Here is a 24,007-nt window from a genome sequence, read left to right on the forward strand (position 1 = left end):
GGCGAGTTGGTGCTAGCCATGGGCCGGCTTCCTTCCCCGGGAGGTCAGCAGGAGGTAGGCGCCCGTCACCACGAGCAGGAACAGCAGCAGGAGGACGGACATGGCGGAGCCGGTGCCGAAGTTCCAGGTGACGAAGGACGCCTGGTAGATGTGGACCGAGATGAGGTCCGCGGCCGCCGGGGCCGACCTGCCGAACAGGACGAACGGCGTGTTGAAGTCGTTGAAGGTCCACAGGAACAGGACCAGGAGCAGCACCTGGTTGACGGGCCGCAGGGACGGCAGGGTGATGCGGCGGATCTGCTGCCACATACCGGCGCCGTCCAGGGCCGCCGCCTCGTACAGCTCGCCGGGGATGTTCTGCAGGCCGGCCATGACGATGAGGAAGGCGAACGGCCAGCCCTTCCACACGGACACGGTCAGCAGCGCCCAGAAGCTGTTGTCGCCGATGAGCCAGAAGGACGGCTTGTCGGTGAGGTGGAGCTGGTCGTGCAGGACGTGGTTCACCAGGCCGTTGTCGTGCTGGAACATGAACACCCAGGTGATGACGGCCGCGTAGACCGGCAGGGCGTACGGGATCAGGAACAGGGCGCGCAGCAGGCCGCGGCCGCGGAAGTTGTCCTGCAGGTAGACGGCCGCCGCCGTGCCGATCAGCCAGCACAGGCCGACCGACAGCAGCGTGAAGGCCACGGTGACGAGGAACGAGTGCAGCAGCGCCTCGCCGACCGGGGCGTCGAAGTCCACCGACACCTTGTAGTTGTCGAGTCCGGACCAGGGCGCGGCGCCCCAGTCACGGATGTAGAACTGCGTGAGCTCCTTGAAGCTCATCACGATGCCGATCACCATCGGCACCAGGTGGACCAGGAGTTCGAGGAGCAGGGCCGGCAGCAGGAGCAGGTACGGCAGGCCGATGCGGCGGATCCTTCCGGGGCGGCGGCGGGGACCGGGCTTCGCCGCCCCGGAAGGGGCCTCGCCCACAGCGGCCTCGGCGGGCGCGGTGGTGGTCATCGCGCTCACTTCGTCGGCATCTGCTGCTGGGCCTTCTCCAGCGCCGCCTTGACCGACTCGGTGGTGACCGCGCGTCCGGCGGCCGCGTCGGCGAACAGGTCCTTGACGGCGGTGCCCACGGCCGTCTCGAACTGCGACTCGTCGGCGACCTGCGGCAGGGCCGCCGCGCTGGTGGCGAGGGTGTCCTTGAGGACCGCGTTGGCGCCCGAACTGAAGGTGGTTCCCCCCTGCACGGTCTTCACCGGCGGGATGGAGCTGTAGGCGGTGTTGAGGATCTTCTGCTCGGCGTCACCGGTCATGAACTTCACGAACTTCTTGGCGCCGTCGATGTTGTCGGTGTTCTTGAAGACGGCCAGGTTGATGCCCATGACGGCCGAGTTGACCTGGGTGCCGGTGCCCGGGGTGCCGGACTGCACGGGCACGGGGGCGATGCCGTACTTGTCCTCGCTCATGCCCTGGGACTTGAGGTTGGCGGAGGCGGACTGCCACAGCAGCATGGCCTGGTTGCCCTTGGCGAAGTCGCTCACGGACTGGTTCTGGGCGTACTCGGCGTCGCCGGTCGGGATGACCTTGTCCTTGGCCATGAGGTCGACGTACTGCTTGACCGCGGCCACCACGTTGTCGTTCGCGAAGTCGGGCTTGCCGTCGGGGGTGAAGAAGTCGCCGCCGTGCTGCTTGGCGAAGACGAAGACGTGGTGGATGTTCTCCGACAGGTTCGCGCCCTCCGCGCCGAGCGCGGACTTGCCCTTGGCCTGGATCTTCTTGCCGTCGGCGACCAGTTCGTCCCAGGTGGCCGGGGGCTTGGTGATGCCGGCGTCGGCGAAGATCTCCTTGTTGTAGTAGAGGGCGTAGGACATCGAGTAGAGCGGGACCGCGGCCGGGTCCTGGCCCTGGGCGCCGGTGGAGCCGAGCGCGGAGTCGACGAAGCGGTCCTTGCCGCCGATCGCGGCGAAGTTCTTGGCGTTCCAGGGCAGCAGCGCGCCGGTGGCCTGGAGGGAGGCGCTCCAGGTGTTGCCTATGTTGAGGACGTCGGGGCCCTGGCCCGAGGTGGTCGCGGTGAGGATCCGGTTGAGCAGGTCGGACCAGGGGACGACCTCGACCTTGACCTTGATGCCGGTCTGCTTCTCGAACTTGTCGAGCTCGGGCTGGAGGACCTTCTTGTCGACCTCGATGCTGGCGCCCTGGTTGGAGGCCCAGTAGGTCAGGGTCTTCGGCGAGTCGTTGGACCCGCCGCTCGTCGACGAGCCGCCGCCACAGGCGGTCACGAGAGTCATGAGGGAAACGGTGACCGCTCCGGCGGCCGCGGCTCGGGTTCTGCGCATGGCTCTGGCGTCCCTTCCAGGGAGAGACCCCTGGGCGCGTTCGTTTCCCGAACACCGCCCCGGAGTTAATTTATGGCGTGATTTAAGACGCGAAGGAAAGTCGCGTCAAGAGTCGGCGCGGCGGTATCTTGCAGGTCGAGGCGGCGTCGGAAGGGAACCACATGGCGGGGCGGAGCGGGCGGACGGTGCGTGACCTGCGACGGGGCAATCGGACCGCCGTACTGCAACGGTTGTATTTCGACGGGCCGATGAGCCGCTTCGCGCTGGCCCCCGCCACCGGCCTGAGCGGCGGCTCCATCAGCAACGTGGTCGCCGAACTGGTCGAGGACGGACTGGTCGAGGAGGCCGGCACCGTGGAGTCCGACGGCGGCCGCCCTCGCACCCTGCTGCGCGTCGCCCCCTCCGGCGGCCACATGATCGGCGTCGACGTCGGCGAGACCCGCGTCCGCGTCGAGCTCTTCGACCTGGCCCTCACCGAACTGGCCCGCACCGAACGGCCCCTGGAGCATCACGGCTACGACGTCGAGGTCGTCGTGGGCCACATCCGCGACGGCATCGCCGAGGTCCTCGCCGACACGGACATCACGCCCGAACAGCTGCTGGGCGTCGGCATCGGGGTCCCCGGCATCGTGGCCCCCACTCCCGAGCAGGGCGCGGTGGTCCACGGCCAGACGATGGGCTGGGACGCCGTCCCGCTGGAGTCCCTGCTGCGTTCGACCTGTGAACTCCCCGACTCCGTCCCGTACTTCATCGACAACGGCGCCCGCACGCTCGGCCAGGCCGAGCTGTGGTTCGGCGCCGGCCGGGGCTCGCGCGACGCGGTCGTCGTCCTCTTCGGGTCGGGCATCGGCGCCTGTCTCGTCACCGAGGGGGTGGAGTACGGCCGCGCCCTGGAGTGGGGACATGTGACCGTGCGGGTCAGGGGCCGCCGCTGCCGCTGCGGTGCGCTCGGCTGCCTGGAGGCCTACGCGGGCGCGGGCGCGCTCGTCGACCGCTGGCGCGAGGCGGGCGGCCGGCCGCCCGAGGGCACCGACGAGGAGACCGCGCTGGCCGCGCTGCTCTCGGCCGCGCACCCGGCCGAGGACGCCGAGGCCGACCCGGTGGCCCTCGCCGTCCTGGAGGAGACCGCCGAGTACGTGGGGGCCGGACTGTCCGACCTGATCAACCTCTTCCAGCCGGAACGCATCCTCATCGGCGGCTGGGCGGGCCTCCAGCTCGGCCCCCGCCTCCTGCCCGCCCTGCGCCGGTACGCCGACGCCTACGCCCTGCGCCACCCCGCCGCGCGCGTCTCCGTCGAGCTCGGCGAACTCGGCCCGGACGCGGTCACGGTCGGCGCGGCGAGCCTGCCCCTCGCCGACTTCTTCGCCGGGGGCGGGCGGCGGGGCACGCGCGGACGCGAGCGCGAGGCGGCGCAGGGCTGAACCGGCGGCCCGGCCCGGTCAGACCACCGGGTCGAGGAACGTCAGCACCGAGGCGTCCTCCTCGATCAGCGGAGTGAGCGCGGCGTTGAACGGGCCGCCGTACGGAGCCTTCAGGTGCGCCTGGAAGGCGTCCTCGTCCCGGTAGACCTCGAAGATCCAGAAGGCCCGGGGGTGGGACGCCTTGGTGTAGACGTCGAAGGCGAGGTTGCCCTCCTCCGCACGCACCTTGCCGGCGTACTCCACGATCATGCGCGCGACCTCGTCCTGCGCTCCCTCACGGGCGGTGAACTCGGCGAGCAGGGTCTTCTTCACGGTGGGGTGTCCTTGTCAGTCGCGGTAGGAGCCGAGGTGCCAGACCCGGGCCCGGTCCAGTTTCACCGAGCCGTTCTCGGCGAAGACCCGCACTCCCTGGCTGTCGGGGTGGGGGAAGATCTGGTCGGTGATCACGGCCTCGCCGCTGCCGCCGAAGACCTCGACGGAGGAACGGTCGACGAGGATCCGCAGCCTGACCTTGCCGTCGACGGCCTTGAGCGGAGCCCGCTGGACGCCGGGGAAGGCGCTGCTGAAGTCCGTGGCGCCGGAGCGGGTGCGGTCGACGTACAGCTCCTGGGTCGTGGTGTCGTAGCCGATGACCGTCTCCTCTCCCCCGGCGCCGGTACGCACCTGGAGGCCGAAGCGGTCGGCGTCCCGGAGGGAGAACGTGGCCTCGATGTCGAGCTCCCGGCCCTGCGCCTTCGGGCCGATCAGCGGCTGCGAGGTGCTGGTGACGGTGACGCCGGACGCCGTCGCCGCGTCTTTCTCGCGCAGGGACGCCAGGCCGGCCACCGGCTCGCTGGTCAGCCGGACCCGGCCGTCCACGGTACGCAGCGCCATCCGGCGCGGGACGCTCTGCGCGCCGCGCCAGGGGGAGGTCGGGACGGAGCCGCCGTACTCCCAGTCGTTCATCCAGCCGATCATGTACCGCTCGTCGCCCGGGACGTTCTCCCAGGACACGGCCGCGTAGTAGTCCTTGCCGTAGTCGGCCCAGTCGGCGCGCTGCACGACCGACCTGGCGGGAGCGGCCGCGGTGGTGAACCCGTCGGCCATGACGTGGCCCCAGCCGCCGGTGTTGTTGTCGACGATCTGGATCCGCGCCTGCCTGCCCGCGTAGGGGCGTAGGTCGAAGGAGGCCCAGTCCAGGGTCTCGCTGTCGGAACCGGTGGCGCTGCGCATGACCTTGCCGTCGACGAGCAGGTTGACGGAGGTCTCCCGGGAGACGGGCTCGGCCCGGGTGTCGGACAGCACGACGTGGTCGACGTTGAGGTGGCCCCAGCCGCCGGTGTTGTCGTCCACGATCCTGATCCGCGCCTTCTTCCCGGCGAGGTCGCGCACGTCCCAGGAGGCCCAGTCCAGCGCCTCGGCGTCGCTTCCGGTGGCGCTGCGCACGACCTGGCCGTCGACGAGGAGTTCCATCGCGGTCGGGTGGTCCGAGCCGGCCGGGTGGTGGCCGCCGCCGATGAGGAAGTCGACGTAGTCCTTGTCTAGGGTGAACTCGGGCGAGGTGAGGGTGCCGGTGGTGGAGTCGCCGTTCAGGAAGGTGTTGACCAGGCCGTCGCCCAGCTGGCCGGTCACCTCCTGCTGGCCGGGCAGGGTGCCGGTGGCCGGTGCCGTGCCGAAGGCGTCGCCGGTCGTCGTCCAGTCGCCGTAGGTGCCGCCCTCGAAGTCGGCGAGGACCGTCCCCTCGGGCGTGGCCCCGCGTTCCAGTACGGTCCCGTCCTGGTGCGGGTGCTTGCCGCCGCCCACCTTGAAGTTCAGGTAGGGGCTCTCGACCGTGAAGGGCCGGGAGGTGAGGGTGCCGGTGGCGGAGTCCCCGCTGTGGAAGCTGTTGGCGAGGCCCTTGCCGTCGTATCCGGTGACCGCTCCCTGTCCGTCGAGCGCGCCGGTGGCCGGTGCCTGGCCGAACGCCGTCCCGGTGGTCGTCCATGGGTCGAAGCCGGTGCCCTCGAAGTCCTGGACCACCGTGCCGGCGGGCGGGGTGTAGCCGCCCTTGTCGTCGGCGGTGAACTTCTTTCCGTCGAAGTCGCCCACGAAGTACTGGGCGCCCGAACCGCCCGTGATCCCCCCGGGGTTGATGTTGACGACCAGCACCCACTTGATCTTCTTCGGGTCGCCGTCGACGGCGAGCGGGAACAGGTCGGGGCACTCCCACACCCCGCCGGTCGCGCCCGCCGGACCGAACTCGCTGAGCAGGTCCCAGTCCTTGAGGTTCTTGGACGAGTAGAACCGCACCCTGTGCTCGGCGGACAGCGACACGGTCATCAGCCAGCTCCTGGTGGGCGCGTACCACTGCACCTTCGGGTCGCGGAAGTCCTTCGAGCCGATGTCGATGACCGGATTGCCCTGGTACTTGGTCCAGGTACGGCCGCGGTCGGTGCTGTAGGCGAGCGACTGGGCCTGGGTGCCCGTGCGCTTGTCGAGGCTGGTGTAGACCGCCACCATCGCCGGGTCCTTCTTCGTGCCGAACCCGGTGGTGTTGTCCTTGTCGACGACCGCGCTCCCGGAGAACACCATCTCCTTGTCGTCGTGCGACAGGGCGAGCGGCAGCTCCTTCCAGTGCACGAGGTCCTTGCTGACCGCGTGCCCCCAGGACATGTCTCCCCAGGAGTTGCCGTTCGGGTTGTACTGGTAGAAGAGGTGGTACTCGCCCCGGTAGTACACGAGGCCGTTGGGGTCGTTCATCCAGTTCTGCTGGGGTGTGAAGTGGAACTGGGGGCGGTAGGTCTCGGTGTACGGCGGGGTGTCGGCGGCGGCGGCCCCCGGGGCGAGCGGGGTCGCGGACAGGGCGCAGACGGTCGCCGCCGCCGCGATCATCCGGGTGCGGGCATGCCTGAGTACACGTCCAGAAGTCATGGGTCTCCTGTACTGATGACGCCCTGGGACCGGAACCGTCCTCCTCGACACCGGTCGGAGGTGTCATCGTTGACTCATGTCATCGTTGACACCGAGGCCCGATGATGAACGCAAGTCGTACGGCCCGTCAACGGTTCTGCCGCGACCGCTTCCGCCCTTCGGTGGGGGCGGGCGTTTTTGCGCAGTTCCCCGCGCCCCTGGATGCCTGCGGCGGCCTGCGCGGCCACGGTGGGGGCGGGTGTAGCGCGTTCCGTCTCGTGGATGGGTCGGAGGTATCCGTCCTCGGGCGGTGTGCCCCTCACGCGCCGCCGACGCCCGCGAACCGCTCCAGCTCGCCCCGCCACGGCGGGTTGGGACCGGCGACCGAACAGGTCAACGCCGCGACCCGGGTGGCGCGAGGTGGTCGTCCCGGCCGAGCAGTGAGTGCGGCGGGGCCGTGCACGACGCCCCCGAAGCCCTGCCCGAGACCCTCCAGCAGACCGCCCGGGACCACAGACCTCGACGACCCCCTCCAGCCGCAGGTCAGTGAGCCGACCGCGGTCCGTGACCGTCACGACCCGGCGACGGACACGAACCGCTCCAGATCGCCCCGCCACGGCGGGTTGGGACCGGCGACCGAACAGGTCAACGCCGCGACCCGGGTGCCGAACACACAGGCCTCGGCGACCTCGTCGAGGCGCAGGCCGGTGAGCCTCCCGCCGAGCAGGCCGCGGGCGTCCAGGTGGTGCAGCAGGCCGGCGGTGAAGGAGTCGCCGGCCCCGACCGTGTCGACCACCTCGGTCGCCACCGCGGGCAGCCGGAGCCGTTCGCCGTCGAGGGAGGCCAGCACGCCGTCGCCACCGCGGGTGATCACGACGAGCCGGGCCCCGGCGGCGTGCCAGAGGTCGCACGCCTGCTCGGGGGCCGTGTCCGGCAGCAGGAGTGCGAGGTCGTCCTCGCTCAGCCGGAGCACGTCGGCGAGCGCGCACCAGTGCGCCAGCCGCGCCCGGTAGACCTCGGGACGCACGAGCAGCGGGCGGACGTTGGGGTCGATGCTGATGGTCGCGTGGGGTGCGGCCGCCGCCAGGAACTCCTCCACGACCGCTCCGCCGGGTTCCCGGACCAGGGCCAGGGAGCCGGTGTGCACACAGGCGGTCCCGGACAGGTCGACCCGCTCCAGCTCCCCGGCCGACCACTGCCAGTCGGCCGTGTTCTGCGCGTGGAAGGAGAACGCGGCCTGCCCCTGGGCGTCCAGCTCGGCCACGGCCAGCGTGCTGGGCTCCGCGGCCGCGACGGCGTCCGACAGGTCCACGCCCGAGGCCTCCAGACGGTCCCGGAACAGACGGCCGAACACATCGCCGGACAGGCGCGCGAGGAAGCGGGCCGGGGTGCCGAGGCGGGCCAGGGACACCGCCGTGTTCGCAGGTCCGCCGCCCGGCAGGACCCGCAGGGCGAGCTCGCCCGAGGCGCCCGCGGGCTCGGCGAACGCGTCCGCGACACACTCTCCGAGGACGGTGATCTGACGTGCGCTCATGAGCTGCTCTTCTCTGCGAACGTGCGCCGGAAAACGGGCACGGACCGGGCGGCCGCCACAGACGTTGCGGACTTGTGACGGACGCGGGGCATTGACGTTGCCGGGAGACGGGGTCATCATCCTCGGCAGTGTCAACGATGACATAAGTCAACGATGACACCTAGGGACGGCATGCTCCGATGCCGCCGCTCGCCCGCAATCCCGCTGGAGTCGTTTCATGTCTCGCACCCCTCGACTGCCTTCCTCCCTGCTCAGAGTCGCCGCGTGCACCTCGGTCGCGGCCCTCGCCCTGACGGCCTGCGGTTCCGGCTCCGGATCGGGCTCCACGAGCTCCGGATCGGGCACCGTGAAGGTCGGGCTGATCACCAAGACCGACACCAACCCGTTCTTCGTGAAGATGAAGGAGGGCGCGGAGAAGGCCGCCAAGCAGAACGGCGCCCAGCTCATGACCGCGGCGGGCAAGTTCGACGGCGACAACGCCGGCCAGGTCACCGCCATCGAGAACATGGTGGCCGCCGGGGTGAAGGGCATCCTGATCACCCCGAGCGACTCCAAGGCGATCGTGCCCGCGATAGCCAAGGCCAAGGCCAAGGGCGTCCTGGTCATCGCCCTGGACACGCCGACCGAGCCGGAGAGCGCGGTCGACGCCCTCTTCGCCACCGACAACCTCAAGGCCGGCGAGCTGATCGGCGAGTACGCCAAGGCCGCCATGAAGGGCAAGACCGCGAAGATCGCCGCCCTCGACCTCGCGCCCGGCGTCTCGGTCGGCGTGCAGCGGCACAACGGGTTCCTCAAGGGCTTCGGCGCCACCGAGAAGGACGTGGCCTGTGCCCAGGACACCGGCGGCGACCAGGCCAAGGGCCAGACGGCGATGGAGAACTGCCTCCAGAAGGAGCCGGGCATCAACCTCGTCTACACCATCAACGAGCCGGCCGCGCTCGGCGCGTACACCGCGCTGAAGGCCAAGGGCCGCGAGAAGGACGTCCTGATCGTCTCCGTCGACGGCGGCTGCACCGGCACCCAGGCCGTCAAGGACGGCAAGATCGCGGCCACTTCGCAGCAGTACCCGCTGAAGATGGCCGCCGAGGGCGTCAACGCCGTCGTCACGTACGCCAAGGACGGCAAGAAGGCGTCCGGCTACACCGACACCGGCGTCACGCTGATCACCGACAAGGCCCAGGCGGGCGTCACGTCCAAGGACACCGCCTTCGGCCTGGAGAACTGCTGGGGCTGAGGCCGGCCCCAGGGACCGTACGACATCGCCTCTCCCCGAGCGGGGCGGCCGGCCCCGCTCCTCCCCGACCCGGGGACGGCCGCCTCCCCTGTCCTCCCACCAGGACTTCTGTCTTCCGACAAGGACTTCGCATGACCGCCACGTCCACGCCTCCGAGCACCTCCTCGCCGTACGCCGAACTCAAAGCGCCGACCACGGCCCGCAGGCTGCTCACGGCGCCGACCACCGGCCCGCTGGTCGCCCTTCTGCTCGCCTGTGTCTTCTTCGCCGTCTCGTCCGACCAGTTCCTCACCGGCGGGAACTTCTCGCTGATCGTGCAGCAGGTCATGGTCGTCGGCACCCTCGCCATCGGCCAGACCCTGATCATCCTCACCGCGGGCATCGACCTGTCGTGCGGCGCGGTGATGGCGTTCGGCAGCATCGTGATCGCCAAGATGGCCGCCGAGGGCTCGCTGCCGCCGCTGGTCGCCATCGCGCTGGGCCTGGTCGTCTGCGGCGGATTCGGCCTGGTGAACGGGCTGTTGGTGCAGAAGATCCCGCTGCCGCCGTTCATCGTCACGCTCGGCATGCTCAACGTGGCGTTCGCGCTGACCCACATCTACTCCGAGGAGCAGACGGTCACCAACCTGCCCGGCCCGCTCACGGCGCTAGGGCAGACCTTCCCGATGGGCCACACCGACATCACCTACGGCTCCCTCGTCACCATCGGCCTGTTCCTGCTGCTGGCCTACGCGCTGAGCAGCACCGGCTGGGGCCGGCACGTCTACGCCCTGGGCAACAGCCAGGAGGCCGCGCGGCTCAACGGCATCCGCACCTCCCGGCTGACCATCGGCGTCTACACCGTCGCCGGTCTCCTCTACGGCGTCGCCGCCCTGCTCCTCATCTCCCGCACCGGAGTCGGCGACCCGCAGGCCGGGCAGACCGACAACCTCGACAGCATCACCGCCGTGGTCCTCGGCGGCACCAGCCTCTTCGGCGGCCGCGGCTCGGTGCTCGGCACCTTCATCGGCGTCCTCATCGTCGGCGTCTTCCGCAACGGGCTCCAGCTGATGGGCGTCGCCTCGATCTACCAGACCCTGATCACCGGAGTCCTGGTCATCCTCGCGGTGACCGTCGACCAGATCTCCCGGAAGAAGGCACGATGACCGCCCTCGACTCCCCCACCCCGATCCTCCAGGCCCGCGGTCTCGTCAAGCGCTACGGCCAGGTCACCGCCATCGACGGCGCCGACTTCGACCTGCTGCCCGGCGAGGTGCTCGCCGTCATCGGCGACAACGGCGCCGGAAAGACCAGCCTCATCAAGGCGCTCACCGGCGCGGTGACACCCGACGCGGGCGAGATCCGCCTCAACGGCGAGCCCATCCAGTTCTCCGGCCCGCAAAGTGCCCGCGCCCACGGCATCGAGACGGTCTATCAGGACCTCGCCGTGGCCGCCTCGATGGACATCGCCTCGAACGTGTTCCTCGGGCGGGAGCTCCGGCGCCCCGGTGTCCTCGGGAGCGTGTTCCGGATGCTCGACAAGAAGCGCATGCGCCAGGAGGCCGCCGAGCACATGGCCGACCTGAAGATCGGACTGCGGTCTCTGACCCAGTCCGTCGAGACCCTGTCCGGCGGGCAGCGGCAGGCCGTGGCGGTCGCCCGTTCCGTCGCCTGGGCGCGCAGTGTCGTCGTCATGGACGAACCCACCGCGGCGCTCGGCGTCAAGGAGTCGGGACAGGTCCTCGACCTCATCCGCCGCGTCCGGGACAAGGGCATGCCGGTCGTCCTGATCAGCCACAACATGCCGCACGTCTTCGAGATCGCGGACCGGATCCACGTGCACCGGCTGGGCCGGCGGGCCGCCCTGATCAAGCCCTCCGACTACTCCATGGCGGAGGTCGTCGCCATCATGACGGGCGCGCTCACCGTCGACGAGGCCGGAGGTACTGTCGTAGCGGATTCCGAGGCCGCGAAGGCCGCGGGCGTCCAGGCCACCTGACCACAGCACTCGACACTCGACGGCATCCGGCCGAGGCCGCGGCCGGACCCGACGAGCACAGGAGACGGTTTCCTCCATGGCAGCGAACCGCCGCCCGACCCTGGCCGACGTCGCCCGCGAAGTGGGCGTCAGCGCCAAGACTGTGTCCCGCGTTCTCAACGAGGACGGGCCCGCGTCGGCCGAGACCAGGGAACAGGTGCTGGCCGCCGTGGCCAAGCTCGGCTTCCAGCCGAACCTGATGGCCCGCAACATCCGCGTCGGCGGCCCCGACACCACCGTCGGTCTGGTCATCCCCGACCTCGGCAACCCGTTCTTCGGAGCGGTGGCCCGCAGTATCGAGGACACGGTCCGCGACCGCGGGCTGACCCTGCTCATGGGCTCGTCGGCGGACGAACCGGACCGTGAACGGGCCCTGACGGACAAGTTCCTGGCGCGCCGCGTCAGCATCCTGCTGGTCGTGCCGTCGGTCGGAGCCGACCACTCCCACCTCAAGACCCACCGTGCCACGGGACTGCCCGTGGTCTTCCTCGACCGTCCCGGGGTGGGCCTGGCCGCCGACAGCGTGGTCAGCTCCAACCGCACCGGCTCCCACGACGGCGTCGCCCACCTGATCGCCCACGGCCACCGGCGCATCGGCTTCGTCGGCGACCTGCCGGTCAAGCTCTACACCCGCCGGGAGCGCCTGACCGGATACCGCGAGGCCCTTGAGCAGGCCGGCCTCCCCTACGACCGCGCCCTCATCACCAACGCCCATGACCAGCAGGGCGCTTCGGCCGCGACCTCCCAACTCCTCGACCTGGCCGATCCCCCCACCGCCCTGTTCGCCGGCAACAACATCGTCGCCCTGGGCATAGTCGCCGAACTCGCCCGCAGCAGGCGCAAGGACGTCGCCGTCGTCTCCTTCGACGACGTCCCGCTCGCCGAGGCACTCGAACCGGCCCTGACCGTCGTCGCCCAGGACCCCGAGGAGATCGGCAGAACGGCGGCGACCACGGCCCTGTCCCGCCTCGACGGCGACCGCACCCGGGCCCGGACCATCACCGTGCCGACGCGCCTGATCGTGCGGGGCTCGGGCGAGCGGCCCGCCCCAAAGCTGCAGCGGGCCTGACCCGTCAGCCCGCCTGCCCCGGCACCTCCTTCATCTCGTTCACGACCGCCCGCTGTGTGATCGCGACGGTGAAGGTGACGGTGCCCTTCTTGAAGGTCTCGCTGGGCTCGACCTGCACACTGCGCTCGCCGAGGAACGCGTACGTCTTCTTGTCGAAGATCCACTCCGTGCGCTGCCCGCTCTGCTCGTCGAGCCGTGCGACGGCGACGCCGTGGCGCCCCACCGCGTCGACCGCGTCGTTCACCGCGACGACCCCGGGGATCCGGGCGGCGGCCCTGTAGAGCGCGGCGGTGAGGTTCGCGGGCGGGTAGCCCTCGGTCAGCAGATCGCCTATGGCGACGAAGGCGGCCTGGTCGCGGGGCACTTCCGGGTCCCTGACCGCGTCCGACTCCCGGTAGATCTTCCTGAGCAGGGCCTCGGGGTCGGTGGGCAGCTTCGCCAGCCTGTCGTAGGCCGAGCTGAGCGGGTTCGGTCCGGCCAGGGTGATGCCGTCCTCACTCGTGTTGCCCGGCTCGATCAGCCAGCCGTTCCTGCCGTCGGGGGACTCCCAGACCTGGCGGGAGTGCAGCTTCTCGCTGACCACCGTGGTCTTGTCGTCGACCGTCTTCGGGTAGGTGCTGGCGGCCTTGGACGCGATGTAGAGGAACTGGTCGTCGCGCACGGTGTGTTCGGAGGTGTCGGCGGCGGCCAGCGAGATGTGGTCGAGCAGCCGGTCGGCGCCCCGGGCGTCGGCGGCGCCGATCCGGGTCGTCAGGGCGGGCCCGGTGGCCAGGGAGGTGTTCGCGTCACCGCCGCCGGTCAGGGCGAGGCCGCCCACGACCGCGCCGGCCAGGGCGCAGGCCATCGCGGGCAGCAGGACCGCCCGGCGCAGGAAAGGGTTGCGGCGCACGGGGGTGACAGCGGTGGTGCGGAGCTCTTCGCGGATCTGGACCATCATCTGCTCCTTGTGGAACTGGTGGCGGCCCGCCGGCAGATCCCGCTCCACGGAGGGCAGAAGACCCTGGGTCTCCGTCCACTCGGCCGGGTGCGGCTGGGAGGGGCTGGCGTTCATCGGTTTCCTTCCTGTGCGGACCGGATCATGTACTCGCGATCACCCTTTGTCTGCCGGTTCGTCCGGGTGAGTTCCCGTTTTTCCCGCACCGGTTGGGCCAGTTCGGCGTCGGCGAGCTTCCGCAGCCGGCCCCGCGCCCGGGACAGCCGGGAGCGGACGGTGCCGACGGGGATACCGAGGGCGCGGGCGGCGTCGGCGTACTCCAGCCCCTCCCACAGACACAGCACCAGGACCTCGCGCTCGGGGCGTCTCAGCGAGGCGAGTGCGGTCAGGGTGGCGGCGATCCGGCGCCGGTCGTCCACCCGCCCGGCGGTCTCCTCCGCGTGGTCGGCGACCTCCGGGACGCCCGCCCGGGCCGCCGCGCCCGCCGCGGCCCGGTAACGCCGGTTGCCGCGGCCGTGGGAGCGGGAGACGTTCGTGGCGATGCCGAGCAGCCACGGCCGCAGCGACCCCCCGTCGGCCTCGACCGAGCCCCGGCGCCGCCAGGCCTCCATGAACGTCGCCGACATGACGTCCTCGGCCACGGACCAGTCGGCGGTCAGCCGGAAGGCGTGGTTGTACACCGAGCGGGCGCACGCGTCGTAGAGCTCCGCGAAGGCGTCCGGATCCCCGGCCCGTATCCGGGTTCGCATATCTGTGGTCACGCACTCAACTGCCCGGGAGGATCGGCGAGTTCCCGTGACGCGCGTCACACTCACCCAGCGCCACCCTCTCAATGTTGTGCACTTTATTGACGGCAGTCACCAGACAGCCTAATTTCACGGTGTCCTTCCCCCGCTCAAGGGAGACCGTGATGCCCCCGTCCCCCACCGCATCAGAACGCACCCGCCAACTCCGCCGAGTCGCCCTCTCCGGCCTCCTCGGCACCGCCGTCGAGTTCTACGACTTCCTCGTCTACGGCACCGTCGCCGCGCTCGTCTTCGGCGAACTGTTCTTCCCCGGCGCCGACCCCGCCGTGGGCACGATCGCCGCGTTCGGCACCTTCGCCGCCGGATACGTGGCCCGCCCCATCGGCGGCATCGTCTTCGGACACTTCGGCGACCGCCTCGGCCGCAAGAACATGCTGCTGCTCACCATGGGCCTGATGGGCGGCGCCAGCTTCCTCATCGGCCTGCTGCCCACGTACGACACCATCGGCGTGTGGGCGCCGGTCCTGCTGATCACCCTGCGCGTGGTCCAGGGCATCGCCATCGGCGGTGAGTGGGGCGGCGCGACCCTGATGGTCGTGGAGCACGCGGGCGAGAAGCGCCGTGGCCTCTGGTCGAGCTTCACGCAGATGGGAGCCCCGCTCGGCTCCCTGCTCTCCGCCGCCGTCGTCGCCATGGTCTCCACCCTCCCCAAGGACCAGTTCGCGGCCTGGGGCTGGCGGGTGCCGTTCCTGCTGAGCGTCCTGCTGCTCGGCGTCGGCCTGTTCGTCCGCGTCAAGGTGGTCGAGAGCCCGCTGTTCGCCGAGGTGAAGAAGGACCGCGCCGAGTCGAGGCTCCCCATCCTCGACGTGCTGCGCCGCCCGAAGCCCGTACTGCTGGCCTGCTGCGTCGGCATCGGCGCCTTCACCGCCCAGTCCCTGCTGACCAGTTACCTGATCGCGTACGCCACCGGCATCGGATATCCCCGCCCGCAGGTGCTCACCGCGCTCACCGTCTCCGCCGCCGTCGCCCTGGTCGTGCTGCCCTGCGCCTCCGCGCTCTCCGACCGGATCGGCCGCCGCCCGGTCGTCCTCACCGGCGCGATCCTGTCCGCCGCGACCGCCTTCCCCGTCCTCGCGCTGGTCGACTCCAAGTCGTCGGGGGCCCTGATCCTGGCCGTCGTCATCGGCCACGGCATCTCCCAGTCGCTGATGTACGGCCCGCTGGGCGCCCTGTTCAGCGAGATGTTCGGCACCAGGGTCCGCTACACGGGCGCCTCCCTCGGCTACCAGGGCGCGACCCTGGTCGGCGCCGGCTTCTCCCCGATGATCGCCACAAGCCTGGTCGCGAGCAGCGGCAACGGCACCCCCGTCGCCCTCCTGCTGTGCGGCGGCTCGCTGATCACCGCGCTGACGGTGTGGTTCGTCCGCGAGACGAGCCGTACCTCACTCGGCGAGGAACCCACCCCCGGCCTCCCCACCACCCCCCACACGGAGGAGATCACCGCATGAGGCACGGCACCCGCATCGCCTGCGCTACGGCCCTGCTTCTCACCCTCACCGCCGCACCCGCGGCGACGGCCGGCACCGACACCACCACCCACGTGGACGGCCGACTCCCCTCCGGCGCCACGTACATGATGGACGTCCCCACCAACTGGAACGGCACCGTCCTGCTGTTCAGCCACGGCTACAACGCGGGCCCCGCCAACCCCGCCCAGGACGCCCCGGACGCGGCCACCAAGCCCCTTCTCCTCCAGCAGGGTTACGCCCTCATCGGCTCCTCGTACGCGTCCACCGGCTGGGCGGTCACCGACGCGGTCCCCGACCAGACGGCCACCCTGAAGGCCTTCACCACCCGCTTCGGCCAGGCCTCCCGCACCCTCGCCTGGGGACGGTCGTACGGCGGCCTGGTCACCACGGCGATAGCCGAACGCCACCCGGACGAGATCGACGGCTCGCTCTCCATGTGCGGCCTGGTCCACGGCGGCGTCGCCAACTGGAACAACACCCTCGACCCGGTGTTCGCCCTCAAGACGCTCCTCGGCTCCGACGTCCCGCTGGTGAACCTCCCGACCCAGGAGGCCGCCACCGCCGCGGCGAACACCCTGACCGCCACGGTCGACTCCGCCCAGTCGACGGCCGAGGGCCGGGCCCGTATCGCCCTCGCCGCGGCCCTGCACAACATCCCGGTCTGGAACGCCCCCAGCCAGACCCGCCCCGCCGCGAGCGACTGGGACGCCCAACAGGCCAACCAGTACGACGCCGTCAAGGGCCTGCTGAAGATCGCCGCCTTCAACCGCCGCCAGGAGGCCGAGACCCGCGCGGGCGGCAACATGTCCTGGAACACCGGCGTCGACTACACCCGCCTGCTCGCCGAGTCCTCCGTCCGCAAGGAGGTCACCGAGCTGTACACGAAGGCGGGCCTCTCGCTGACCAAGGACCTCGCCGCCCTGAACCGGGCCCCGCGCATCACCGCGGACCCGTCCGCCGTCGCCTGGACGAGCAGCACCAGCAGCTTCACCGGCAAGCTGGCCAAGCCCCAGCTCTCCATCCACACCATCGGCGACCCCCTGGTCCCCGTCCAGACGGAGAGCGCCCTGCGCCGAGCGGTGACGGCCGCAGGCTCCGCCCCCCTCCTCCGCCAGGCCTACGTCGACAACGCCGGCCACTGCACCTTCAGCCCCGCCGAGCAACTGGCCGCCCTCCACACCCTGGAGGACCGCCTGACCACCGGCCACTGGCAGGGCACCGACCCGGCGTCCCTCAACGCCCGCGCCACCGCGGCCGACCCCACCACCCCCACCCGCTACGTCCGGTACCACCCCACCCCCTACCTCCGCCCCTACGACCTTGCCCACCCCGCCGACCGCCGATGACCTCGTACGACCGCCCGCCCCACGCCCGGCGGGCGGTCGTACCCTTGCCCCCGTGGAGGACGACGACATCCTGGACACCGCGGAGGGGCCGCAGCCGCGCCCGCAGTCGCTCATGCTCACCTTCTTCGGCAACCACGTGCTGGAGGAGGGAAACCTGGCCATTTACTCGGGCAGCATCATCGACGTCCTGGGCCGCGTGGGCGTGGGCGAACAGGCCGTACGCTCCACCCTCACCCGCATGGTCAACCGGGGCCTGCTCCAGCGTCAGCGCGAGGGCCGCAAGATGTTCTTCGGCCTGACCCCGCAGGCCACCCGCGTCCTGATCGACGGCCGCACCCGCATCTGGAAGCAGGGCGCCGTCAACGACGACTGGGACGGCTCCTGGACCCTGCTCGGCTTCTCCCTGCCCGACTCCTGGAAACGCCAGCGCCACGACCTGCGCTCACGCCTGACCTGGTCCGGATTCGGCGCCCTGTACAGCGGCCTGTGGATCGCCCCCGGCCACGTGGACGTCTCCGCGGTGGTCACCGACCTCGGTCTCACCGCCCACGTCAAGATCTTCCACGCCCAGGCCGCCGAGGTGACCGACATCGAGCAGATGATCCGCGACACCTGGGACCTGGAGTCCATCGCCGCGCGCTACGTCGCCTTCGACAAGCGCTGGACCTCCCACCTGGGCAACGGCACCGACGACGACCCCATCGGCACCCGCCTCCGCCTGGTCAGCGACTGGCTCCGCACCATCCGCACGGACCCCAGACTCCCCGCCCGCCACCTCCCCCCGGCCTGGCCGGCCCGCACCGCCCAGCAAACCTTCCACCGAGTAGCCGAACAAACCCACCCAGCACTGAGGGCAGCCCGAACGACTCTGGAAACGACACCTCTACGAAGCTAGGTGCTGCGCTGCGGGTGCGTTGTGGCTGGTCGCGCAGTTCCCCGCGCCCCTGGGTGGGTGCATTCACGCCGGCCAGGATGGACCGTTCGACACCTTCCCCCACCACGACCGCGCGCCACGACGGGCCGGTAGCCGCGTACGGCGGCAAGGGGACGGGGTGGGGGGTGTCCGCCCGCAGCGGCCGGCGTCCGTTATCCAGACCAGACCAATCGACAGCTACCGCCGGACCGAGGACGGATACCCCCCACCCCGGCCCCGACCCCAAACCACACCCCACGCGCTACACAAGCCCCCACCGGACCCGCAGCTGCGCCGCAGGCATCCAGGGGCGCGGGGAACTGCGCAAAAACGCCCGCCCCCACCGAACCCGCACCCACACCCGCACAAGACCCCGCTCAACCACCGGACGCATCCCCCCCGACACTGAACCCAATCACCGCCCCACCCCCCTCCCGAGGAAACGCAAACGGCGCCCCCCCATGCGACAGCGCAACCTCCCGCACGATCGACAACCCCAGCCCCGACCCCGGCAACGACCGCGCGTCCGCCGCCCGGTAGAACCGGTCGAACACCCGCACAAGATCGGCCTCGGCGATCCCCGGCCCCCGGTCCAGCACTTCCACCCGCACCGGCCCGGCCACCGTGATCCCCGACACGGAGACATCGATCGCAGCGGTACCCTCCCGGTCGAACTTCACCGCGTTCTCGACCAGGTTCGACAGCGCCCTCTGCAGCATCCCCGGCCGCCCGTCCGTCACCGTCGACCCCTTCGCGTGCACCACGATCTGCCGCCCGGTCCGCCGCCGGGCCAGCCCCGCCACCTCTTCGGCGAGATCGGCGAGATCCACCCGCTGCGGCGGCTCGTTGTCCGCCTGCCCCGCCGCGAGGTCGACCAGCTCGTTGACCAGGTCGGTCAACTCCCGCGCCTCCTGGGAGAGATCGGCGACCAGCTCGTCGCGCGTGGCGGGCGGCAACTCGTCGATCCGCCGCAGCAGCGAGATGTTGGTACGGAGCGACGTGAGCGGCGTCCGCAGCTCGTGCCCCGCGTCCTGGACCAGCCGCCGCTGGTCCTCCTCGGACTGCGCGAGCCGCCCCAGCATCCGGTCGAAGGCCCGTCCCAGCCGCCCCACCTCGTCGTAACCGGTGACCGGCACCTCGATCCCCAGCCGCCGGGTCCGTGCCACGTCCTCCGCGGCGGACGTGAGAATGACCAGCCGCCGGGTGATCCGCCGGGCCAGCCACCACCCGAACAGCCCGGCGCCCACCACGACCGCCGCCATGAGCAGCAACGTCCGCTGCTGAAGGGCCCGCAGCAGATCCTCGGTGTCACTGAACTCCTGGGCGACCTGCACGGCACCCCGCCCGCCACCCAGGGAGACGGTGGCGACCCGGTACACATCGCTGCCGACCGAGACCTCCTTGTGCAGGAGCATCCGCCCGGCCACGCCGGCCGCGGCGATCCGCCGGTCTCCGGCGACCACCGGCAACCCGGGACGCCCCGGATCGGCGACCGCCCCGGTGGGTCCCAGCACCTGCACATCCGTACGGGCAGGCCGCACCAGGTCATGCCCGGGCGCCGAGGACGAGAAGTCCTCCGGCGCCATCCGGTGCTGACGCACCTCGTCCCGGAGATCCTGCACGACCTGGTCGAACACGGACTCCTGGTCCACCCGCACCAGCCGGGCGGCCGCGCTGTAGGACAGCACACCGACGAGCACGGTCACCGCGGCCGTCACCGCGGCGAAGGACACCGCGAACGTGGTCCGCAGGGACAGCAGCCGGGGCCGCGGCCGGGCCCACAGTCGAGCCAGCCGCCCCACTCAGTCCTCCCGCAGCACGTAACCCACGCCACGCACCGTGTGGATCAGCTGCGGAGCGCCGGGGTCGTCGAGCTTGCGGCGCAGGTAGCCGACGTACACGGCGAGGTTCTTGGAGCCGGGCCCGAAGTCGTAGCCCCAGATGCGGTCGTAGATCGTCGAGTGGTCGAGCACGATGCCCGCGTTGCGCACGAGCAGCTCCAGCAGCTCGAACTCGGTACGGGTCAGCTCCAGCTCGCGCGTCCCCCGCCAGGCCCGCCGCGCCTGGATGTCCATGCGCAGCCCGGCCGCCTCGATCCGCCCCTGGGGCAGCTCGGGCGCGACGGCCTTGGGAGCGGCGTCGACCGGGGCCATCCCGTCGGGGCTGGTCCGCCGCAGCAGGGCCCTCAGCCGGGCGAAGACCTCCTCGACGTCGAAGGGCTTGACCACGTAGTCGTCGGCGCCCGCGTCCAGGCCGGCGATCCGGTCCTGGGTCTCCACGAGCGCGGTCAGCATGAGGATGGGCGTGCGGTCGCCCTCGGCGCGCAGCACCCGGCAGACCTGGAGTCCGTCGATTCCGGGCATCATCACGTCGAGGACGAGCACGTCCGGCGGCGTCTTGTGGGCCTGCGCCAGCGCCTCGACCCCGTCGGCGACCGCGGTGACCTGGTAGCCCTCCAGGGTCAGGGCGCGCTCCAGGGCGTGGCGGATGGCGCGGTCGTCTTCGGCGAGCAGCACATTTTGGGGCACACCCTCAGTGTGCCGTGCCCACCGAGTCGTACGTGTGATGAGCTGCTCACCGCCCGCCCTTCTTACTGCCCTCTCACCCCGTGGGACGCAACGCGGCGAGCTGCTCCTCGAACGGCACGACGGCCGAGAACGCGTCGGCCCCCCGGGCCGCAGGCGTCGCACGCCCGACCGACCCCCCGACCGACACCTCGCCCGACAGTCCGGCCATCAGCGCGGTCAGTTCTCCGGCCGCCCGCTCGATGCGCCCGTCCAGCCCCTCGGCGCCCCAGTCCTCCGACGCGGCGTACACCCCGGTCGGGACGACGACGGCCTTGAGGTAGGCGAAGAGCGGCCGCAGCGCGTGTTCCAGCACCAGCGAGTGCCGGGCCGAGCCACCGGTCGCCGCGATCAGCACCGGCTTGCCCGCCAGCGCCTCCGGGTCGAGCACGTCGAAGAACGACTTGAAGAGTCCGCTGTACGACGCCGAGAACACCGGGGTGACGACGATCAGCCCGTCGGCCGCGGCCACCGCCTCCTGCGCGGCGGCCAGGGCCCGGCCCGGGAAGCCGTTGGTGAAGTTCTGCGCGATCTCCACGGCGAGTTCCCGCAACTCCACGACCTGCGTGTGCACCTCGGCCGCGCGCCCCACGGCGGCGGCCAGCCGGTCTCCCAGCAGGCGGGTGGACGAGGGGACGCTCAGCCCCGCGGACACGACGACGAGCTTCATGCGACGACCTCCTTGTTCTGCTGGGCGTTCTGCTGGGCGTTCTGCTGGGCGGCCAGCAGGGACACGTGGGTGGGAGCCTCCGGCACGTCGGCCGGGCGGCCCGCCGCGAACTCCTTGCGGAGCACCGGTACGACCTCCTCGCCGAGCAGGTCGAGCTGCTCCAGGACCGTCTTCAGGGGCAGTCCGGCGTGGTCGAGCAGGAACAGCTGGCGCTGGTAGTCCCCGGCGTACTCGCGGAACTTCAGCGTCTTCTCGATGACCTGCTCCGGGGAGCCGACGGTCAGCGGGGTCTGCTCGGTGAAGTCCTCCAGGGAGGGCCCGTGCCCGTACACCGGCGCGACGTCGAAGTACGGCCGGAACTCCTTCACCGCGTCCTGCGAGTTGCGGCGCATGAACACCTGGCCGCCGAGACCCACGATCGCCTGCTCGGGCGTGCCGTGCCCGTAGTGGGCGTACCGGGCCCGGTACAGCTCGACCATGCGCTTGGTGTGGTCGGCCGGCCAGAAGATGTTGTTGTGGAAGAAGCCGTCACCGTAGTAGGCGGCCTGCTCGGCGATCTCGGGAGACCGGATGGACCCGTGCCAGACGAACGGCGCGACCCCGTCCAGCGGCCGGGGCGTGGAGGTGAACCCCTGGAGCGGCGTACGGAACTTCCCCTCCCAGTTCACGACGTCCTCGCGCCACAGCCGGCGCAGCAGGGCGTAGTTCTCGATGGCGAGGTTGATGCCCTCGCGGATGTCCTTGCCGAACCAGGGGTAGACCGGCCCGGTGTTCCCGCGGCCCATCATGAGGTCCACCCGGCCGTCGGCCAGGTGCTGGAGCATCGCGAAGTCCTCGGCGATCTTCACCGGGTCGTTCGTGGTGATCAGCGTGGTCGAGGTCGAGAGGATGAGCCTCTCGGTCTGCGCCGCGATGTACCCGAGCATGGTGGTCGGCGACGACGGCACGAACGGCGGGTTGTGGTGCTCACCGGTCGCGAAGACGTCGAGCCCGACCTCCTCGGCCTTCAGCGCGATGGCGACCATGGCCTTGATCCGCTCGCGCTCGGTCGGCGTACGGCCGGTCGTCGGGTCCGGCGTGACATCACCGACGCTGAAGATCCCGAACTGCATGGTCTCTCACCCTCCAGATAGTTGACGGTTCAACTATAACCGCGTACCCGGAGAACGACCCCCACCCCCCACCTATTCCCACCCCACCCAGGCCGCAGCTCGCCCCCCAGGGGCGCGGGGAACTGCGCGACCAGCCCCCACCGACCCGCACCCGACCCCCGACCTCAACCAAGCCGCAGCTCGACCGCCGAAACGCCCTTCATCCACACACCCCGCCCCACCCCGACCCACCCAGGGGCGCGGGGAACTGCGCGACCAGCCCTCACCGGCCCGCAGCCGAAACACGCCCCCGACCCACGCCCACCAGGGATCCCTGCTCCGAAAAAAGTCCGGCCGGGCTGTCACACTCCCCCGCCGCCCCGGGTCAACCCCGTGAAACCGATGACCCGGAGCCCGAAGGAGCCACTCATGTCCGTCGCCCACACCGTCGTCACCCTGCTCGCCGCCGCCATGGCGGGCTACTCCGGCACTGTCGTCCTCACCCGCGCCGACTGGATCGTCAAGGCCCTCACCGACTACGGCGTCCCCCGCACCTGGTGGAACCTGCTCGGCGCGGCCAAGATCGCCGGCGCCGCGGGCCTCCTGGCCGGCCTCTTCCTGCCGTACGTCGGCCTCGCCGCCGGCATCGGCCTGGTCCTCTACTTCACCGGAGCCGCCGTGACCGTGGCCCGCGCCCGCTGGTACAGCCACATCCCGTTCCCGCTGGTCTACGCGGCCCCGGTGGTCGCGGCCCTGGCCCTGGCCTGACGAACGCCCAGAACCCGTCCGCCGGGCCAACCCTTACGGCACCAGCACCAGCCGCCCCCGCACCCCGCCCTCCTCCAGCCGGGCGTGCGCCTTGGACACCGCGTCCAGGGCGTACGTCTCGGCCACCCGCAGCGTCAGCGCCCCCGCGTCCACCAGCCCCGCCAGCTCGGCGAGCCGCGCCCCGTCCGCGCCCACCGCGACGGACGCCGTCCGCACCCCGCGCACCGACCCCGGATGCGCCCCGGGCAGTACGCCGACATAGGCGCCCCCGTCCCGCACCCGCTCCAGCACCGCCTCACCGAGCACCGCCGCGTCCAGTACGGCGTCGAAGGTCCCGGCAGCGACGGTGGTCGTGAACTCCGCGGCACCCAGGGACCGTACGAACTCCTCGTCCCCCTCCCGGGCCAGCCCGGTCACCGACACCCCCTGGCGCGCGGCGAGTTGGACGGCGAACCCGCCGACCGCGCCCGCCGCCCCGGTGACCAGCAGCGACTGCCCCTCGGTCAACTCCAGCAGATCCAGGGCCTGTGCGGCGGTCAGCGCGTTCAGCGGCAGCGTCGCCGCGTGCACCGCGTCGACCGTGACCGGCGCCTTGGCCACCGCGTCCGTGTCGACGACGACGTACTCGGCGTGCGTGCCCAGCGTCTTGGCCACACCACTGTGCAGCGCGACCACCTCGTCCCCCACGCTCCACACCGTCCCGACGCCCACCGCGTCCACGGTCCCCGCGACATCCCAGCCGAACCCGACCTGCTTGCCCGCCCCGCCGAAGAAACCGGTCCTGACACCCAGGTCCACCGGGTTCAGCGCGGCCCCGGCGACCTTGATCCGCACCTGCCGGGCCCCCGGCTCGGGCAGTTCGCTCTCCACCACCTCCACGGCCTCGGGCCCGCCGAAGGTCCTCACCACCGCTGCACGCATGACTGAATTCTCCCCATGAGTCACTGTTCGCGCCGGTATCTCCGCCGCTGCTGCA

The 24,007-nt window shown here is 71.1% G+C and carries 21 protein-coding genes; 9 read left to right on the forward strand and 12 right to left on the reverse strand.

Annotated elements, in window-relative coordinates; translation table 11 throughout:
• Positions 1–12: 12 nt before the first annotated feature.
• Together H293_RS0125505 and H293_RS0125510 are read right to left on the reverse strand one after the other, a co-directional pair.
• The gene (locus H293_RS0125505; RefSeq protein ID WP_020120677.1) at positions 13–1,005 is read right to left on the reverse strand and encodes a carbohydrate ABC transporter permease; all 993 of its coding nucleotides are present in this window, start codon (positions 1,003–1,005) and stop codon (positions 13–15) included.
• 5 nt (positions 1,006–1,010) lie between these two features.
• On the reverse strand, positions 1,011–2,327 hold the full coding sequence (locus tag H293_RS0125510; protein ID WP_020120678.1) for an ABC transporter substrate-binding protein: 1,317 nt from the start codon (positions 2,325–2,327) through the stop codon (positions 1,011–1,013).
• A 161-nt stretch (positions 2,328–2,488) separates the two neighbouring features.
• Here H293_RS0125510 and H293_RS50035 point away from each other — a divergent pair, with 161 nt between their 5' ends.
• On the forward strand, positions 2,489–3,748 hold the full coding sequence (locus H293_RS50035; protein WP_033415675.1) for an ROK family transcriptional regulator: 1,260 nt from the start codon (positions 2,489–2,491) through the stop codon (positions 3,746–3,748).
• A gap of 18 nt (positions 3,749–3,766) precedes the next feature.
• Here the strand turns inward: H293_RS50035 and H293_RS0125520 are convergent, their stop codons facing one another.
• The 3 genes from H293_RS0125520 to H293_RS0125530 form a co-directional block, all read right to left on the reverse strand.
• Positions 3,767–4,060 (reverse strand): putative quinol monooxygenase, encoded by a 294-nt coding sequence (locus tag H293_RS0125520; protein WP_020120680.1) that lies wholly within the window; start codon positions 4,058–4,060, stop codon positions 3,767–3,769.
• 15 nt (positions 4,061–4,075) lie between these two features.
• On the reverse strand, positions 4,076–6,637 hold the full coding sequence (locus H293_RS0125525; RefSeq protein ID WP_028808190.1) for a glycoside hydrolase family 32 protein: 2,562 nt from the start codon (positions 6,635–6,637) through the stop codon (positions 4,076–4,078).
• 550 nt (positions 6,638–7,187) lie between these two features.
• Positions 7,188–8,150, reverse strand: coding sequence for a carbohydrate kinase family protein (locus H293_RS0125530; protein ID WP_020120682.1), 963 nt, complete (start codon positions 8,148–8,150; stop codon positions 7,188–7,190).
• 217 nt (positions 8,151–8,367) lie between these two features.
• On the opposite strand from H293_RS0125530, the gene H293_RS0125535 reads away from it, so the two are divergent.
• The 4 genes from H293_RS0125535 (at position 8,368) to H293_RS0125550 (ending at position 12,470) form a co-directional block, all read left to right on the forward strand.
• Positions 8,368–9,384, forward strand: a complete 1,017-nt coding sequence (locus H293_RS0125535; protein ID WP_020120683.1) for a sugar ABC transporter substrate-binding protein — start codon at positions 8,368–8,370, stop codon at positions 9,382–9,384.
• Between the two features lie 131 nt (positions 9,385–9,515).
• Positions 9,516–10,529 carry an ABC transporter permease gene (locus tag H293_RS0125540; protein WP_020120684.1) on the forward strand — a complete coding sequence of 338 codons (1,014 nt, stop codon included), beginning with the start codon at positions 9,516–9,518 and terminating at the stop codon, positions 10,527–10,529.
• Complete coding sequence (locus H293_RS0125545; RefSeq protein ID WP_020120685.1) at positions 10,526–11,362, forward strand: ATP-binding cassette domain-containing protein; 837 nt, start codon at positions 10,526–10,528, stop codon at positions 11,360–11,362. Before H293_RS0125540 ends, H293_RS0125545 begins: the two co-directional genes overlap by 4 nt.
• Positions 11,322–12,470, forward strand: a complete 1,149-nt coding sequence (locus tag H293_RS0125550) for a LacI family DNA-binding transcriptional regulator (protein WP_259294537.1) — start codon at positions 11,322–11,324, stop codon at positions 12,468–12,470. The genes H293_RS0125545 and H293_RS0125550 overlap by 41 nt, the downstream gene beginning before the upstream one ends.
• A gap of 4 nt (positions 12,471–12,474) precedes the next feature.
• On the opposite strand, the gene H293_RS0125555 is transcribed toward H293_RS0125550, so the two are convergent.
• Both H293_RS0125555 and H293_RS0125560 read right to left on the reverse strand, forming a co-directional pair.
• Positions 12,475–13,521 (reverse strand): CU044_5270 family protein, encoded by a 1,047-nt coding sequence (locus H293_RS0125555; RefSeq protein WP_020120687.1) that lies wholly within the window; start codon positions 13,519–13,521, stop codon positions 12,475–12,477.
• The gene (locus tag H293_RS0125560) at positions 13,518–14,153 is read right to left on the reverse strand and encodes an RNA polymerase sigma factor (RefSeq protein ID WP_020120688.1); all 636 of its coding nucleotides are present in this window, start codon (positions 14,151–14,153) and stop codon (positions 13,518–13,520) included. Before H293_RS0125560 ends, H293_RS0125555 begins: the two co-directional genes overlap by 4 nt.
• Before the next feature lie 161 nt (positions 14,154–14,314).
• On the opposite strand from H293_RS0125560, the gene H293_RS0125565 reads away from it, so the two are divergent.
• From H293_RS0125565 to H293_RS0125575, 3 genes are read left to right on the forward strand one after another with little or no spacing between them, the layout of a single operon-like run.
• Positions 14,315–15,658: an MFS transporter gene (locus tag H293_RS0125565; RefSeq protein WP_020120689.1), complete on the forward strand. Its 1,344-nt coding sequence runs from the start codon at positions 14,315–14,317 to the stop codon at positions 15,656–15,658.
• The gene (locus H293_RS0125570) at positions 15,655–17,025 is read left to right on the forward strand and encodes an alpha/beta hydrolase family protein (RefSeq protein ID WP_020120690.1); all 1,371 of its coding nucleotides are present in this window, start codon (positions 15,655–15,657) and stop codon (positions 17,023–17,025) included. Before H293_RS0125565 ends, H293_RS0125570 begins: the two co-directional genes overlap by 4 nt.
• A gap of 52 nt (positions 17,026–17,077) precedes the next feature.
• Positions 17,078–17,920: a PaaX family transcriptional regulator gene (locus H293_RS0125575; RefSeq protein ID WP_020120691.1), complete on the forward strand. Its 843-nt coding sequence runs from the start codon at positions 17,078–17,080 to the stop codon at positions 17,918–17,920.
• Positions 17,921–18,315: 395 nt separating this feature from the next.
• Here the strand turns inward: H293_RS0125575 and H293_RS0125580 are convergent, their stop codons facing one another.
• The 4 genes from H293_RS0125580 to H293_RS0125595 form a co-directional block, all read right to left on the reverse strand.
• Entirely contained in the window at positions 18,316–19,740 is a 1,425-nt protein-coding gene (locus H293_RS0125580) for a sensor histidine kinase (protein WP_020120692.1), read from the reverse strand.
• On the reverse strand, positions 19,741–20,466 hold the full coding sequence (locus tag H293_RS0125585; RefSeq protein ID WP_063746936.1) for a response regulator transcription factor: 726 nt from the start codon (positions 20,464–20,466) through the stop codon (positions 19,741–19,743).
• A gap of 73 nt (positions 20,467–20,539) precedes the next feature.
• Positions 20,540–21,172, reverse strand: coding sequence for an FMN reductase (locus H293_RS0125590; protein WP_020120694.1), 633 nt, complete (start codon positions 21,170–21,172; stop codon positions 20,540–20,542).
• The gene (locus tag H293_RS0125595; protein WP_020120695.1) at positions 21,169–22,284 is read right to left on the reverse strand and encodes an LLM class flavin-dependent oxidoreductase; all 1,116 of its coding nucleotides are present in this window, start codon (positions 22,282–22,284) and stop codon (positions 21,169–21,171) included. Before H293_RS0125595 ends, H293_RS0125590 begins: the two co-directional genes overlap by 4 nt.
• A gap of 408 nt (positions 22,285–22,692) precedes the next feature.
• Between H293_RS0125595 and H293_RS0125600 the strand changes: the two genes are divergently transcribed.
• Complete coding sequence (locus tag H293_RS0125600; RefSeq protein ID WP_020120696.1) at positions 22,693–23,031, forward strand: DoxX family protein; 339 nt, start codon at positions 22,693–22,695, stop codon at positions 23,029–23,031.
• A gap of 33 nt (positions 23,032–23,064) precedes the next feature.
• Here the strand turns inward: H293_RS0125600 and H293_RS0125605 are convergent, their stop codons facing one another.
• Entirely contained in the window at positions 23,065–23,952 is an 888-nt protein-coding gene (locus tag H293_RS0125605; protein ID WP_020120697.1) for an NADP-dependent oxidoreductase, read from the reverse strand.
• Positions 23,953–24,007 lie beyond the last annotated feature (55 nt).

It is taken from the genome of Streptomyces canus 299MFChir4.1 (assembly GCF_000383615.1).
Lineage (GTDB): Bacteria > Actinomycetota > Actinomycetes > Streptomycetales > Streptomycetaceae > Streptomyces > Streptomyces canus_C.

Coding starts and splice junctions, on each gene's coding strand:
- H293_RS0125525 (WP_028808190.1), bottom strand. CDS start 6,637: ATGACTTCTGGACGTGTACTCAGGCATGCCCGCACCCGGATGATCGCG.
- H293_RS0125570 (WP_020120690.1), top strand. CDS start 15,655: ATGAGGCACGGCACCCGCATCGCCTGCGCTACGGCCCTGCTTCTCACC.
- H293_RS0125510 (WP_020120678.1), bottom strand. CDS start 2,327: ATGCGCAGAACCCGAGCCGCGGCCGCCGGAGCGGTCACCGTTTCCCTC.
- H293_RS0125595 (WP_020120695.1), bottom strand. CDS start 22,284: ATGCAGTTCGGGATCTTCAGCGTCGGTGATGTCACGCCGGACCCGACG.
- H293_RS50035 (WP_033415675.1), top strand. CDS start 2,489: ATGGCGGGGCGGAGCGGGCGGACGGTGCGTGACCTGCGACGGGGCAAT.
- H293_RS0125540 (WP_020120684.1), top strand. CDS start 9,516: ATGACCGCCACGTCCACGCCTCCGAGCACCTCCTCGCCGTACGCCGAA.
- H293_RS0125545 (WP_020120685.1), top strand. CDS start 10,526: ATGACCGCCCTCGACTCCCCCACCCCGATCCTCCAGGCCCGCGGTCTC.
- H293_RS0125535 (WP_020120683.1), top strand. CDS start 8,368: ATGTCTCGCACCCCTCGACTGCCTTCCTCCCTGCTCAGAGTCGCCGCG.
- H293_RS0125605 (WP_020120697.1), bottom strand. CDS start 23,952: ATGCGTGCAGCGGTGGTGAGGACCTTCGGCGGGCCCGAGGCCGTGGAG.
- H293_RS0125505 (WP_020120677.1), bottom strand. CDS start 1,005: ATGACCACCACCGCGCCCGCCGAGGCCGCTGTGGGCGAGGCCCCTTCC.
- H293_RS0125565 (WP_020120689.1), top strand. CDS start 14,315: ATGCCCCCGTCCCCCACCGCATCAGAACGCACCCGCCAACTCCGCCGA.
- H293_RS0125560 (WP_020120688.1), bottom strand. CDS start 14,153: ATGCGAACCCGGATACGGGCCGGGGATCCGGACGCCTTCGCGGAGCTC.
- H293_RS0125530 (WP_020120682.1), bottom strand. CDS start 8,150: ATGAGCGCACGTCAGATCACCGTCCTCGGAGAGTGTGTCGCGGACGCG.
- H293_RS0125600 (WP_020120696.1), top strand. CDS start 22,693: ATGTCCGTCGCCCACACCGTCGTCACCCTGCTCGCCGCCGCCATGGCG.
- H293_RS0125555 (WP_020120687.1), bottom strand. CDS start 13,521: ATGAACGCCAGCCCCTCCCAGCCGCACCCGGCCGAGTGGACGGAGACC.
- H293_RS0125590 (WP_020120694.1), bottom strand. CDS start 21,172: ATGAAGCTCGTCGTCGTGTCCGCGGGGCTGAGCGTCCCCTCGTCCACC.